The organism is Ohtaekwangia sp. (assembly GCF_036786105.1).
Lineage (GTDB): Bacteria > Bacteroidota > Bacteroidia > Cytophagales > Cyclobacteriaceae > Ohtaekwangia.
Window position 1 is genome coordinate 85676 of the sequence record NZ_DAIQRQ010000010.1, and the last position, 15193, is coordinate 100868.

The window sequence follows — 15193 nt, forward strand, 5'->3', positions numbered from 1 at the left end:
ACTTCTTGTCAGTGTTTTGCCGGCAACGTGAAGTAAAACGTGGCTCCTTCGTCTACTTTTGCATCGGCCCATATTTTTCCGTCATGCTTTTCTATAATTCTCTCCACAAGCGACAAGCCTATACCGATGCCTTCAAAATCTTTTTGCAAATGCATGCGCTGAAAAACACCAAACAGCTTCTGTGCGTATTCCATATTGAAGCCTGCACCGTTATCTTTCACATAATAAAGAATGTTGTCCTGCTTTTCTTCAAATCCTATTTCGATGATCGCTGCTTCTTTTTTACGGGTATATTTCACTGCGTTGGAAATCAGGTTCACCCACACTTGCCGGATCAATGTAGTGTCGGCCTGTATATCGGGTAAATCGGATATATGGAAAATAAGCTGGCGATCTCCCTTCTGTTCCATGAAACTTTCGCAAACATCGCTCACCATCTTCTTTATAGCTACATTTGTTTTTAGCAGTTGTTGTTTGCCCATCCTGGAAAATGCCAGCAATCCGTCAATAAGCTGTTCCATGTGTTTTACACTGTTCACGATCCGCTCGGCAGTATTCCTTTCGTGTATGTCAAATTTATCGCCGAGGCTTCTTTGGAGAATATCTACAAAGCCGGAAATAGATCTGAGCGGAGCCCGCAGATCGTGTGATACAGAATATGAGAAAGCCTCCAGCGATTTATTGGCAGCTTCCAGGTCGGCTGTACGATCTTTTACACGTTGCTCCAGTTCGTTATATACATTTACATTCTCCATGGTTACGGCTGTAATATCTGCGAGCGACTGAAGTAATTTAACTTCATCCTCTGTAGTCTGGTGGTGGTTAGCCCAATAATTGCCAATCGCTCCAATAGGTTCAATGGTTCGGATGGGCACCATGGCAAGGCTCTTCACAAACGTTGGGCGGTAAGCATCGTGTGGAATTCTGTTATCCTGGTATATATCTTCAATAGCAACAGGTCGCTTGTTGAGCATAGCCCAACCGCTAATGCAGGATGTTAACGGAAAGCGATTACCCTTCCACAACGGGCTTATCGCATCTTCATCAGCATAGTAACATTTATCTTTGTCCTTCAAAACAAATGTAGCACCATCAGCACCGGTAAGTTTTCTGGCGGCTGTTCGTACTATTTTCATAACCGTATCCAGATCGCGCGCAAGCGATAACTGTTGCACGACTAAAACCAGGTGTTCCATTCCCGTCTGCGGAGTATTCGTATCCATTGCGATAGAAATTTTACTTCACTACCTAGCCGATAACACTGCTGATCTCGGCTGTGAGGCATGATTAAGTGTAATTAAGTTAATGAATGTTGGCACAAATTAAAGCAGACTGGCGATAAAAATCCATCCATACAAAATTTAGTATACATAAATTACTAACTTAGGCAACTGAACCTTTACCTCATTCTCTTCCCGTAATTGCAATTAAATGCAGTGACACCTATTGTCACCGTTGACACGACACTCTTTAAATTACAAGGTTATGAATGATCAAAAGCAATTGAAGATCCTCATGCTGGAGGACGATCCGAACGACATTATTCTGATTGAGCATGTTCTTCGCAAGGAAAAGCTGGTATTTTCCAATCAGTGCGTAGACACACGAGATGAGTTTGATCATGCCATTAAAACCTTTAAACCCGATGTAGTACTTTCTGATCATGGTCTTCCGGGTTTTAATTCGCGTGAAGCACTTAAAATATGCTTACAGGAAGTACCTTCTACACCGTTCATCCTGGTTACAGGTACGGTATCAGACGAGTATGCTATATCGTGCCTGCGCGAGGGGGCTGATGATTACATACTGAAATCAAACCTGGCCCGCTTGCCGTCTGCTATAAAAGGTGCACTAAAGAAACGCAGAATAGAAAAGCTGAAACGCGAAGCGAGGCTTTTGCTTCGAAAGCAAAATGAAGAATTGCTGAAAGTAAACAGAGAGCTCGACAGCTTTGTATATAGTGTTTCGCATAACCTGCGCGGTCCGCTTGCTTCTGTTATGGGACTCCTGCGTCTTGCCAAAGAACAAAAAGATATACAGACGGTGTCTTCACTTCACAACATGATGGAAAGCAGCATCAGCAAGCTGGATGAAACGTTGCGTGAAATATTGGAGTATTCGCAAAATGCAAGAAGTGAAACACAACCCACAGCTATCGACTGGCAAACGATTTTACAATCGTGCCTGGAGAAGCTTAGCTATATAGACAAAGCGAACCCTATCAGAAAAAATATATCCTTATCAACCAGTATACCGTTTTATTCAGATACAAATCGTATCCAGACTATTCTTCGAAGTTTGTTATCAAACGCATTTTTATATACTGAAAAAAATCGTGAGGCGATTGTGGATATTGAAATACATACTACCGATGTTGAGGCATCGATCGTTGTAAAAGACAATGGTATTGGTATCCGAACAGATATACTTCCCAAAGTCTTCAACATGTTCTATCGCGGAACGGAGAAAAGTCAGGGTGCCGGCCTCGGGTTATATATTGCAAAAGACATTCTTGCAAAGCTGCGCGGGCAAATTAATATAAGCTCTGTTTATGGTGATGGAACTACAGTTACCGTTACCATTCCACAATTGTCATCGCAAATAGTGAACGCTAATGCTGAACCTTGTGTGTAAACAATGATGTATAGTATATTCTGAAAACAGCATTTAAGCTACCTGTAGTCTATAAAATTGTACGTTGACTAAAATCAACATATAAAACTGCGCCATTGCGTTGGGATTTTTACTTAAACTGGTTATATTGCTATAACCTACCTACCGGGCAAAATCAAAAAAACGAATTATGGTGACTTATTGTGCCGAAGTCGTAATCAGGATACGAAGTGCTGTCAGTGATGGCGAACTTCAGAAGCGGGTAGATGATTCCATCGCGGAATTTGAAAGGAGGAGTGCTGCGCACATAGCAAGCTATATTCTTAATATGATCGTGACACTACAGGCTGCCCTGGAAGATGATGAAACTCCTGATGCAATCCGCCACAACATGCGTAAAGCCATGGAGCTCTTTCGGGCTTATAATCGTCTTTACCAGGCATCGCCGTTCTAGGATATTATGGTTGAAATTTGAAAATTCTGTAAGGTTGTGTGGGATTTTTAATGTGAATTTGTGAAGTAGTTACGTAGATGGTTCCATCCGGGCCAACAGCAAATGAATCGGGCCATTTCAGATCTTCACCTTGCGTTACTATACTGGTTGCACTTTCGCCTTCATCATATACTCTCACTGCATTTTCTTCTATAGAAGTAAGGTATAAACGGCCATTCTTTCCGAAGATCATGCCATCCGAAGGTGGAAAGTCGCCCATGTGTTGAACGTTCGCCGATAAAGTACTGTCAGTAACGTTCGGGTCGTTTAATAGTGCCGTCGAAAGCCTGTAAAGACTTTCTCCATTAATCGGTCGCCAGTATATATAACTTTTGTCGGGATTGATTTCAATTCCGTCTGAATGAAAGTTTATATATTCTCCCTTTTCGTTTCGGACTTTTATTCCTTCTACAGTAAGAATTCTATTTTCCGACTTCGTAGTGGGGTCTTGAGCCAGGCACCTTCTGGCTTCGCCAGATTGAAGGTTTACCACTACCAATGCGCCCTCGTTGGAATCAGTTATATAGCCGATCTGTCTGGCTTCGTCTATTCTGATATCGTTCAGGTAACTGTTCTTCTCAATAGCTGGTTCATGAAATACAATTGTTTTGACAACTGTATTGGTGTTAAGATCAATCTTTACCAGCTTGGCACCGCCCGGCACAACACCCAGATATTCGCCCTTGCGCTGTGGATTGGCGGCATCGAGAATCCACAGATAATTTTGCTGATCAACAAACACAGATTGAACACAAATAAAATGCTCTGACGGGTCTTGCTCGCCTGTCCATGTATTCCAGGCTTCGTTGGGATAAGGTCGCTTGTTCGCTGTATCTGTCAATTCAATCACCGACAGTGTATGACCTTCTTTCCAGTTCGGATAGTTTGCAAATGTACGTGATGTCTGGGAAACAGCTATACCGGTCCATTGCGAAGAAGAATTGGCCACCAGCGTAAGATCATGATTGTTGTCTGGTCCTGCATCACCATCATTGTTATTATTATCACATGAAATAAAAATTATAAAAATCAGCCACAACAACATCTGGTAGCGACAATGTATCAGTTTCAGATAATTATTCATGCGATATATATTTAGCAAAACGTCTATCCTCTAAATTCTTGTGCCTTGTGTTTCTATCTGTTATGGAGATGCAATAACCGCTGTGGCAAAAACAATATATATGCACTGGCATGAATTTATTCAAGCCATTATGATCACAGAAAGCCTGAAAATGAAAAAAATACCTGTATATAATTTTGCTCTTCGTTTGCTGATTTTATTACTGCTTTGGGGATGCGGGAATACGCATCCGGATTCGAAAGAAAATCAGGCCGTTTCCCCGGATCAAACGGCAGCACTCTGGTACAAGAACGCGATCATCTATACACTGGATGTAGAAGTATTCAAGGATAGTGATGGCGATGGTGTTGGCGATTTTAAAGGGCTTACTTCCAGGATTGGGTATATTGATTCACTGGGTACAACGGTCATCTGGCTTGCTCCCTTTCAGCCGACACCTAACCGCGATGATGGATATGATATATCAGATTACTATGGCATTGATAAACGGCTCGGAACACTCGCAGATTTTAAGGATTTTTTACACGCTGCACGAGAAAGAAATATTAAAGTAATTATGGACCTGGTGGTAAACCATACTTCCGACAAGCACCCCTGGTTTGAGGATGCAAGAAAAGGTAAACATACATTGCATCACAACTGGTATGTATGGAGTGACGATCGCCCGTCAAACTACGACAAGGGAATGGTATTTCCGGGAGTACAACAATCCATCTGGACTTTTGATACAAGCGCGCATCAATATTATTACCACCGGTTTTATGATTTTCAACCCGACTTAAACATGCAGAATCCTGCTGTGAAAGAAGAGATAAAGAAAGTTATCCGCTATTGGTTGCATCTCGGCCTCGATGGATTCAGGCTCGATGGCGTTCCTTTCTTTATAGAGATTCCTGAAAAGAAAGGTGACCGGTTCGAGCATCAATTTGAGCTGCTCACCGAGATGCACCTCCTGGTTGATAGCATCAATCCACAGGCTGTTATTCTGGGCGAAGCCAATGTATTGCCAAAAGAGAGTAAAGACTTTTTTGGTAAAGATGGCAATGGTATGCACATGATGTTTAATTTCTTTGTGAATCAGCACTTGTTTTATGCGCTTGCATCGGAGCAGGGCAAGCCGTTGGAGAAATCGCTCGAAGAAACAAAAGCCATTCCCACATCGTGCGCATGGGGGCAGTTTCTCAGAAATCATGATGAACTGGATTTGGGAAGATTGAGTAACAAAGAGAGACAACAGGTATACGATTCGTTTGGCCCGGATAAAAATATGCAACTATATGATCGCGGCATTCGCCGAAGATTGGCTCCTATGCTTAATAACGATCGGCAACACCTGGAGCTTGCCTACAGTTTGTTGCTATCACTGCCCAGTACACCTGTGCTGCGCTATGGTGATGAGATTGAAATGGGGGACGATCTGTCACTGAAGGAACGGCTCTCTGTGCGTACGCCCATGCAATGGAATAACACAAAAAATGCAGGCTTTACCACCAGCAGTAAACCGGTTTTGCCTGTTATTGATGCTGGTATATATAGCTACCAGCACGTGAACGTTGCTGCAAGCAAGTTGGACAATAATTCTCTGTTAAACTGGTTGAGACGCATGATTGCCCTGCGAAAAAAACATCCTGAAATTGCTTATGGTAATTGGAAGATTATAAAGACCAACGCGCCCGAAGTTATAGCGATGCTTTATACCTGGCAGGGGAAGCAATTGCTGGTAGTGCACAACCTGGATGATGCACCGAAACATATAGCGATAAATATAGATGGCAAGACTATGAAAGACTTGCTTCATCAAGCGGTATATACAGCAGACAATCTCAGTTTAATCGGGCATGGTTATAAGTGGATAGAGGTGTCGGATCGTTTATGATCAACTGTGCCGTCTGGTGTTTACGCGTTTTTGTTGCTGCCAGTGTTGATAAATAGTTATTAAACGTTAAATTCACGACTTATCAGTGTTGATGAAAACGAGTATGATGAGAGTTTTGATTATTTTACTGGTGTTGTTAGGAAATGCCTTTGCAGCGTTTTGCCAGGCAGATACGGTTGGGCACCATGTGGATACAATCACGAACCCAGAGTCAGTATATAACAGTGAATTGCCGCACGATCTTAAGCCCTATAAAGACAGTGTAAGGCTTGCGCCGAATGAGATACCCAAAAAGCTGCTGCACCGGCTTACACATAACAAGCGTTACGATGGATGGGAAGAAAACGGTGTATACCTGGATAAAAACACAGGCGTCTATATGTTATACATTGCCAGCGACAGTTTGATGATTAAGTATGGCCTGGATGAGTATGGAAAGGTAGTTACCTATACTTCGTTTGTGAAGCGGTAATAGCGATACCAGTTCCTTTTACTTTGCAAATCTTTTTATACTTGCCACAAACATGGCGATAGCAAAAACAATGTTTTTGAATGCGTTTGATCCGTTGTGAAGCGCCCATGATAGCAGGAATTGATTGTCGTTTTTATCAATGACCCGGTCTACAGTGGCGAAAAGAAAGAGGTTCGTACCAAAGTATATAAATACAGCAGCACTTGCCCAGAACATAAAAATTCTTTCAATGAACGGGTCTGGTAAATCATGCAGCAGCTGGTGGAAGTATAAAACAGAATATACCAATAGCAAGGCACTGGACGCCGTAAAAGCATTTGAGTTTAGCCGTACAATTCCCTGAACAAAGAAGAAGTTTACAAAAGCAAACGCTACAAACAGCACTATACCTGCGATGGTTATTTTTTGCAGGATCGTATTTGTATACACACTTCTATATACAAGCGACAACAGTATAAATTGGGCCACGGCGTATACAAGAATAATAGGGTTGGGGTTGATTTTGAAATACTGATAGCTGATAAGGCTTATAAAATCGGAGAGTGCTGAGATGACGAGTAAACTGCCCAACAGCTTTACCGATGCCGGTTGTAACTTGTTACAAAGGGCGCGAACAAAAAACAGCAACGGTATAAAAACGGAATACATGGACAGGTTCCTGATGATGTTATAGGTTTCCATACCCATTATACAGAGAAGTCTTTTAATTAGGTTTGTAACTCATACGTAGCCAGGGGGTAAATTAAAATATTAAATTGTTATCACCCGACCAGCTTAATTTGTATTGATGTTATATTGCTGATGCACATTCTGTATTTTGTGGCAATGGAAGTATACAGAGGCGGAAATCCACAAGCCGTGCCGGTTACTGATAAATCGTGCAGCCTGACGATGTAGTAAAAATATACTATGACATTAGTATATTTTTACTACGACACGAATTGCCGGTTGTGTTTATATAAAAATGAAACGCGTGCTTTCAGCTGAAGATATATTCTGGAATACCAGTTCCTACATATTGTTGGCGATTGAGCTTCTGTTCTGGAACAATACGATCAGGTATTTATACTGATTTTGTCATGCGTAATGGACGAGACGTTGCGTTTTTTTTCATCATCTGATTTACATTTGCATGCCATAAGCTGTGCTCCCAATAGAAATACGTAAAATTTTGGGATAATACAAAGCGCAGTGAGACTGTTAATCGTCCGATGCATGCGAGGAGACTGGAATATAATCACCCAAAACGGGATGATGAAAAGTATCTACCGTTGCCGCGTTTGAGAATAAAACGTTGGCACGAAGGATCTTATCCAAACGTTCTTCGCGATTTAGAAAGGCGCATTACGTTCTGGCAAAAAAATTGTGATTACTCATGATGGGCTGTTTCTATAGTTTAAAAAAGAACTAACGCAACGATTTCGTGTTAATTTTTTTCGGTAAAAAAAGCGAAAAATCAAATTAAAAATCAGAGCGCGTATGGCCTTCGGAATTTTCAAATGTTAAATTGCATTTATAAAATGGAGTCTGTGGAATCGTTGAAAGAGTTTCGTCCCATGCAGTCAGAACATGTAGCTTTTCAGGAATTGCGCCCTTCTATCCATCAGATCATAGAATGGGTTCAACAATGCCGGAACAGCAAGGTAAAATCGTTTATGCAAAAGGATGTAGTGATTTCTTTCTTTAGAGAAAACCTGCAGGCACCACTCAGTGAGCGCAAATTTGAATTTCTTTCGCGCGAACTGAAAGAGCTTACCCTTTCTCCTGTCGATCTTGTACATTATTCATCTGTTATTACTGAGTTAAAAGAATCACCGCACAAACCGGAGTTGGTCGATCTGTGCGACCAGCTGGTAATGGATGAACTTTCTGCCATTTTCAGAAAGTATATCTTCTGAGTAATACTTCCAATTATTGCCTTTTTGTTTTTATCAGCTTCAATTCCGGAAAAAATTCCCCGGAGGTGAGCAATATTTTCCTCCCTGTAATTCGTTGTTGCCCGATGATACGGCAGGTATATGAATTGTTGAATTGAATATAATTATTCAACAAACCATCGCTGTATGAATCCAATCATTGATGAAACGGAAGATATACTCCCTGTTGCCACACGGGTGTGGGGCCGCAAGGAAGTGTTTGTGAACTTTTATATGATACAAGATGAGGCATCTGGTAACTGGGCTTTGGTAGATGCCGGGTTGAAGTGGTCGGCACCGAAAATTATCCGCATGGCCGAAGAGCTTTTTCACGATCGTGCGCCAAGCGCCATTGTGCTTACCCACGGGCATTTTGACCATGTGGGAGCTTTGCCTTCGTTGTTAAAGAAATGGAACGTGCCGGTATACGCGCATGAACTGGAACTACCTTATCTTACCGGTATATCAGAGTATCCACCGGCCGACCCATCGGTAGGTGGCGGTATGATGTCGGCTATATCATTTATGTACCCACGAGGCCCGATCGACATCAGCAGTAATATTCAGAAACTTCCAAACGATGGTACAATACCCGGTTTTCCAGAATGGAGATATATAGAAACTCCCGGGCATTCGCCTGGGCACATTAGTTTGTTTCGTGAGAGTGATCGCGTACTTCTGGCAGGCGATGCGTTTGTTACCACCAAAGCCGAATCAGCGTTCTATGCACTTACGTTTAAAGAATATCTTTCCGGTCCGCCTAAATATTTTACCTGCAATTGGGCATCTGCTAAGATGTCGGTGTTAAAATTATTGGGGCTTCATCCGGAGATCATTGCCACCGGCCATGGAAAACCCATGCAGGGAAGCGAGATGCGTGCACAGCTTGAACAACTGGCTATTCATTTTGATGAGCTGGCACAACCCGCGCATGGCAGGTATATACAAGAACCGGCGGTAACCAATCGGTATGGTCTTGCCACAGTGCCGGCGCGAAGCGGTATTCATCCTGCTATAAAAATGGTTGCTGCTGCTGTTCTCGTATTCTCATCTGCCTATATACTTTACAGCAGGATACGGGCATCACGGTAGTATATCTCCGTAGTGATTATACCGGATCGTTCGTTGCCATCATTCGTTGGTAATCGTACGATCCGGTAAGTATATAAATGCTATTCGTTTCGCAGTGCTTTCAGCGGATTGGCTGTAGCGGCTTTGAAAGATTCGAAACTTACAGTAAGCAGAGCAACAAGCATGGCAGCACCACCTGCGTAAACGAATACCAGTACATCGATAGAAGTGCGGTATGCAAATCCTTCCAGCCAGCGATCCATAGCATACCAGGCCAGCGGCACGGAAATGATTAATGCAATCACAATAAGTTTAATAAACTCAGACGACATGAGTGTTACAATTTGGTTAACGCTTGCACCCATCACTTTGCGAACACCCATCTCTTTGAATCTTCGCTCAGCCATATAGGTTGAAAGACCGTACAAACCCAGGCAGGAGATCAATACAGCAATGCATGTGAAGATGGTAATGATAGAAGATACTTTTCGATCTTCATCGTATTGTCGTTGAATGTTTTCATCCAGGAATGAATATTCGAAAGGTGTATCGTTTACAAGCTCTTTCCATACTTTCTCGATGGAGGCAACGGTGTTATTAAAATCAGTGGGCTCTACGCTGGCGATCATGTAATCATATCGTGTTGCCTCGCCGGGTATCTCAAACATGATAGCTTTGATTTCTTCTTTCAGTGAAGTTTGGTGAAAGTCTTCCATGACACCAATTACTTCATAATTATACTTCTGTCCTTGCCAGTCGAAGTATAAGTGTTGCCCGATAATTTCTGCCGGTTCAAAACCAAACTTTTTGGCCGATGTGCGATTCACAATGACTTTATTTTTGCTTTCCACTTCGCGGTTGTCGGTAAACGATCGGCCTGCAAGCATTTTGATGCCTAACAATTCAATGTAATCATAATCGATCCGATTGCGGAAATTGGTAATGGCGTGATCCATATCACCGCCATCTTTATAAAACATCATATCATTGAAGATGCGTGTGCCAGGCATGTAACGTGCAGCGGAAATTTGCTTTACCGCATTATTCTTTGATAGCTCGCTTCGCAGCGCTTCGTATTGTTTCCGGGCACTGGACGTGCGTAAAGGCAACACAATCTTAGCACGTGAATTAAAGCCAAGGTTTTTGTCTTGCATATAGCTCAATTGCTTCGAGATGATAATCATGCCGGAGACCAGGGCAATGGCAATCATAAATTGAAATACCACGAGTGTTCTTCGAAGCCAGCCCGAAGAATTTCCTATGTTGAATTTGCCTTTCAATACTTCTGCCGGCTGGAACGATGACAAGTAAAATGCCGGGTAGCTTCCGGCAATCAGTCCGGTAACAATAGTAAGTACGATCAGGGCGATTATAAAGTATACAGCATTCGCCGTTCCGAAAGAAATATTTTTACCGGTGAGTGTATTAAAGTCGGGCAACGCTATTTGTACCAGAACGATGCTTAGCATGATAGCGATCAACACGATGATCATAGCTTCCCCGAGTATATGGCGGACGAGCGAACTGCGGAATGCCCCCATTACCTTGCGTATACCAATTTCAGCAGCCCGTTTGGTGGCACGGGCTGTGGAGAGGTTCATAAAGTTGATGCACGCAATAAGCAGTATAAATGCAGCAATGGAAGCGATAACGTATATATAGGTTACACGAGGGCTTGTTCCTATAGCAGAATACAGGTGTATATCTTTTATGGGTTCTAGTGCCAGGGTCTTTGTCATGCCCAGTGCTTTCATATCTTGTGCGCCATATTTCTGGAGTACCGCATCCATTTTCGCTTCAACTGCTTTTTTATTGTGGTGAGGAGATAGCTTTACCACAGCCTCAAAGAAATTTTCACCGGCCCATTCACCCATCAGTTCTTCCGAACGTAAATCGGCAGCGGCACCTTCACTGTTCATGGAGGTAAAGAAATTGATATGGTGAAATGTCTTTGTCTGATCCTTCACCACACCTGTAACTTTGAATTGAACAGGATCAGTCTCCTGGCTAATGCCGATAAGTTTATTCAATGCCGGTTCACTACCGAATAATTTTTTGGCGAGCTTATCAGTAATTACAACCGAGTTTGCTTCTTTCAAAGCAATGCTGGGATTGCCCTCTATAAATTCATAGGTGAGAACATCGAATACCATCGAGTCAGCTACTACACCCTGGTATTCATAGAACCTCTGATTTTCGTATGTGAAAAGGCTCTGGTCTACATTTACCAGTCGTGCTGCCGCTTCGATTTCTGGTATGTTTTGAGCGAGTGCCGGAGCTATAGGAGGGGAGACGCTATTAATTTCTGTCCAGCCAAAGCCGGAGTCGCCACCAAACCGCGTGGTGACACGGTATATATCTTCCAGACGTTGATGGTGCTTGTCGAACATTACTTCGTCCTGAATATACAGTGCCAGCAGCAGGCAACAGGTAATGCCTAGTGCCAGCCCAAAAATATTGATGAACGAGTATGCCTTGCTCCGCAGAATGTTACGCCAGGCAATGATGATATAGCTTTTAAGCATGGTTGATAGTGTTTATGGCTTATCCTTACCAGGAAGGATTCACCTTTTTGAACCAATAATATGCCACAGGAAAAAATGCGCCTGATATAAGCTACAGGCGGATTATTTAAAATTATGATTCGCTGGAATTGAACAGTTATGTCCGCTAACGGCCATGCCTTTGAAGAGAGCCCTGCACATTGAACAATAAAAAAGCCCTCCCTAGACAGGGGAAGGCTTTATTAACATTGCTCTTCCTTTAATATTATTTCAACCCGTATAGCTCTACGTGAGCTTTTTCATCTTTTCGATTTGGCAATGTTCTGTAATTAAAGACAACCTTTTTTAAATCCTGATCTTTGTTTTTAAGATCGATGGTTCTTGTTTCCGCTCCGGCTTTCAACTCATTGCGAACGGATAGTTGTTCCGTTGCACCGGACTCATAGTATACTGTTACACTTTCAATGTTGATAGGAGCGTCTGTTACTTTCAATTTGATGGACTTGAACTTGTCTGCACCCATCACTACGATAGACTCATTTTCCTGTTTAAAGTCGGCCTTTATTTCACCGATTTTGTGCCAGCCTGGCTTGTTGCTTGTAACAATACCGGGATCTTGCGCCATGGCAATGTTGGCTGCCAATGCTACTATGAACATGGCTGCTATACATGGGATACTTAATTTCAATAATTTTTTCATAACGCTTATATTTTTTGTTGTCACGCCTGATATACCATAAAAACCCGTACCTGCATCAAAGGGCTGTAAATAACGCTGGTATGAAATTTATCTGTGGATTTTTTATGACTATTCAATTCCCCAGTTGTGATTCGGGGCATCAGCCATTTCCAGGGAGAGACTTCCTCCCTTTATTAATTCGCTATGACGGAAGCGAAACGATAGAAGTGATTTACCATTCAGCACAGCAGATTGTATATAGCGGTTGGCGCTGCTATTGTGCTGTGAAGTAATGCGAAAAGTCTTGCCTGGGTAAAATGCCGGATGGAGTTGTATGGTAACAGCATCAAATATAGGGCTGCCAATTTCATAGTAAGGATCTTCCTCACAGCCACCGGTCATTTGAAATATACCGAGCTTCATCAGCACGCTCAGGCTTCCCATCAATCCCTGGTCTTCTTCTCCGCTATAGCCGGTATAGGGCGACAATCCGCTAAACACCTGGTTCACTACTTCGCGGCTCCAGTATTGCGTTAGCCAGGGTTTACCGGCGTAGTTAAAAATATAGGCTACCTGCATGGCGGGTTGGTTGGAGTAATTAAGCCAGGTGCGTTTGTTGTTTACAAACTTGGGTTTTTCTTCGGGGTGTTCATTACAGAAGCGATGCCAGGCAGAAAGTTCGAATTGTTTGTTAAGGCGTATTGCAGCAGAATCGTTGCCACCCATCAATTGAAAGAGTCCTTTCAGATCGTGCGGCACAAACCAGGTAAACTGTGCAGCATTACCTTCTATATAACCATTGTCGTAAAGCAGAGGATCAAATGGTTCTTTCCATGCACCTGCTGAATCTTTCGGCTGAATAAAGCGCGATGCGGGATTATACAGGTTCCTGTAATTGAATGAACGTTTCAGAAAGAGCTGATAGTCATTTTCTTTATGAAGAGCTTTCGCCAGTTGTGCAAGCGTCCAATCCTGGTAGGCATATTCCATCGTCATACCGGCTCCGTCTTCATGCTGGCCATATTTTCGGCCTGGAGTAAGCGGGTAGGGCACATAGCCTTTCTCAATATAAGCTTTTATGCCACCACCTATAGAGGTTATATGTTCATATCCGGCCTTGCCCATAATGCCACCCGGCATGTGATTCTTTCGCAATCCTTCGTACGCGAGTTTTATATCAAAGCCACGTATACCTTTTTGCCAGGCACTTACAAAGAACGGTGTTGATGATGCCCCCGTCATTACAAATGTATCGTTTCCACCGGACGGACCTCTCGGTATAAGTCCACCATTTTTATAGTACTCCAAAAATGAATTGCAAAACTCCTGGGCTACTTCCGGGTATACCAGTTGCCAGAGTGTATTGAGCGTCCACTGTGCACCCCAGAAGGCATCGGAGTTATACATATTAAACAAAGGCTTCTTGTCTTTGCCCAACGGCAACTGTCGGATTGTTTTGTCCTTGCCGGTGAGGTCGGTATATTTTCCATCGGCATCGCTGATGACTCTGCGTCCCTGAATAGACCGCCACAGGTCGGTATAAAAACGTTGCTGTTGCTCAGCCGTTCCTCCTTCAATGGCAATACGACTCAGCATCTCATTCCATTGCAGATCGGCCTGTTTTTCAACAGCATTAAAATCCCAGTGCGGTATTTCTATATCCCTGTTTTTTGCAGCGCCAGCTTCGCTTGTAAAGGATATACCAGCTTTCATTTGTACAATAGGGGTGGTCACCGGCTCCAATATCACCAGTATCTTTCCATGGGTGCCATCCCAATGCGACAGGTTGCGTGTAATCTTGCCTTCCTGGTATAGCACTACGGACTGTATCTTTCGATCGAAGGCAGCAGCGAAATATACCGGGCATTCTTTGGGCCTGCGCATGGTTGGGCCGTTTACCACGTAGCCTTGTATCTCATGATCGTTAACCAGACGAAAACCTCCCCGCAACATATCAGAAGGACCGAGGTAGCCGCCCAACTCAAACACAACCCCCGGGGTACCGGTGGACGGAAACTGATATCGATGAAAGCCAACACGATTGGATGCCGTTAACTCTGCACGAATGTTATAGCGATTGAGTGTTACGGCATGATAACCAGGTTTTATAACTTCATTGTCGTGGGTGAAATGTGAGCCTTTACTCTGTAGTATAGCTGCTTCGGTATCTTCTGTAAATGTTACCGGCAAAACGGAAACTCCTGCCAGTTGCCATTCATGAATGTGCGTAAAACCAAGAATGGTATCCTGGGCATAGCGATACCCGCTATCCCATTCGCCACCGATGTTTGTATCCGGAAAAAGATTCACCATTCCGAAAGGGCGGCATGCCGATGAAAAATAAAACCACCGGCTGTTGGCCGCATCCAGTAGCGGATATACTTTGTCTACAGGGCGTTGCTGCGCAGACGAATAAATTGCGAGTAATGCGAGAAGGGGCAGTATATACCTTCGTTTGCCCATAACCATGTCTTGTAGTTCCATT

Annotated in this window: 12 protein-coding genes; 6 read left to right on the plus strand and 6 right to left on the minus strand. The window is 43.1% G+C overall.

Features of this window, described 5'->3' with window-relative positions; genetic code table 11:
- Window positions 1-8: 8 nt before the first annotated feature.
- Window positions 9-1223, minus strand: coding sequence for a sensor histidine kinase (locus V7Q33_RS07275; RefSeq protein ID WP_333819403.1), 1215 nt, complete (start codon window positions 1221-1223; stop codon window positions 9-11).
- Window positions 1224-1485: 262 nt separating this feature from the next.
- On the opposite strand from V7Q33_RS07275, the gene V7Q33_RS07280 reads away from it, so the two are divergent.
- Together V7Q33_RS07280 and V7Q33_RS07285 are read left to right on the plus strand one after the other, a co-directional pair.
- Window positions 1486-2634, plus strand: a complete 1149-nt coding sequence (locus V7Q33_RS07280; RefSeq protein ID WP_333819404.1) for an ATP-binding response regulator — start codon at window positions 1486-1488, stop codon at window positions 2632-2634.
- Between the two features lie 169 nt (window positions 2635-2803).
- A complete protein-coding gene (locus tag V7Q33_RS07285; protein ID WP_331975132.1) occupies window positions 2804-3067 on the plus strand; it encodes a hypothetical protein in 264 nt (87 codons plus the stop codon).
- A gap of 4 nt (window positions 3068-3071) precedes the next feature.
- Here the strand turns inward: V7Q33_RS07285 and V7Q33_RS07290 are convergent, their stop codons facing one another.
- A complete protein-coding gene (locus V7Q33_RS07290) occupies window positions 3072-4190 on the minus strand; it encodes an L-dopachrome tautomerase-related protein (protein ID WP_333819405.1) in 1119 nt (372 codons plus the stop codon).
- A gap of 82 nt (window positions 4191-4272) precedes the next feature.
- Here V7Q33_RS07290 and V7Q33_RS07295 point away from each other — a divergent pair, with 82 nt between their 5' ends.
- Both V7Q33_RS07295 and V7Q33_RS07300 read left to right on the plus strand, forming a co-directional pair.
- Window positions 4273-6066, plus strand: a complete 1794-nt coding sequence (locus V7Q33_RS07295) for an alpha-amylase family protein (protein WP_333819406.1) — start codon at window positions 4273-4275, stop codon at window positions 6064-6066.
- Window positions 6067-6169: 103 nt separating this feature from the next.
- Window positions 6170-6538 carry a hypothetical protein gene (locus V7Q33_RS07300; protein WP_333819407.1) on the plus strand — a complete coding sequence of 123 codons (369 nt, stop codon included), beginning with the start codon at window positions 6170-6172 and terminating at the stop codon, window positions 6536-6538.
- 18 nt (window positions 6539-6556) lie between these two features.
- On the opposite strand, the gene V7Q33_RS07305 is transcribed toward V7Q33_RS07300, so the two are convergent.
- Window positions 6557-7219 carry a hypothetical protein gene (locus tag V7Q33_RS07305; protein WP_333819408.1) on the minus strand — a complete coding sequence of 221 codons (663 nt, stop codon included), beginning with the start codon at window positions 7217-7219 and terminating at the stop codon, window positions 6557-6559.
- An 839-nt stretch (window positions 7220-8058) separates the two neighbouring features.
- On the opposite strand from V7Q33_RS07305, the gene V7Q33_RS07310 reads away from it, so the two are divergent.
- On the plus strand, window positions 8059-8436 hold the full coding sequence (locus tag V7Q33_RS07310; RefSeq protein ID WP_331975142.1) for a hypothetical protein: 378 nt from the start codon (window positions 8059-8061) through the stop codon (window positions 8434-8436).
- A 165-nt stretch (window positions 8437-8601) separates the two neighbouring features.
- Window positions 8602-9546: an MBL fold metallo-hydrolase gene (locus V7Q33_RS07315; protein WP_333819409.1), complete on the plus strand. Its 945-nt coding sequence runs from the start codon at window positions 8602-8604 to the stop codon at window positions 9544-9546.
- An 80-nt stretch (window positions 9547-9626) separates the two neighbouring features.
- Here the strand turns inward: V7Q33_RS07315 and V7Q33_RS07320 are convergent, their stop codons facing one another.
- From V7Q33_RS07320 to V7Q33_RS07330, 3 genes are all read right to left on the minus strand, one after another.
- Window positions 9627-12050 (minus strand): ABC transporter permease, encoded by a 2424-nt coding sequence (locus V7Q33_RS07320; protein ID WP_333819410.1) that lies wholly within the window; start codon window positions 12048-12050, stop codon window positions 9627-9629.
- A gap of 244 nt (window positions 12051-12294) precedes the next feature.
- Window positions 12295-12729: a DUF2541 family protein gene (locus V7Q33_RS07325; RefSeq protein ID WP_333819411.1), complete on the minus strand. Its 435-nt coding sequence runs from the start codon at window positions 12727-12729 to the stop codon at window positions 12295-12297.
- A 108-nt stretch (window positions 12730-12837) separates the two neighbouring features.
- Window positions 12838-15192, minus strand: a complete 2355-nt coding sequence (locus V7Q33_RS07330; protein ID WP_333819412.1) for a GH92 family glycosyl hydrolase — start codon at window positions 15190-15192, stop codon at window positions 12838-12840.
- Window position 15193: the final 1 nt, after the last annotated feature.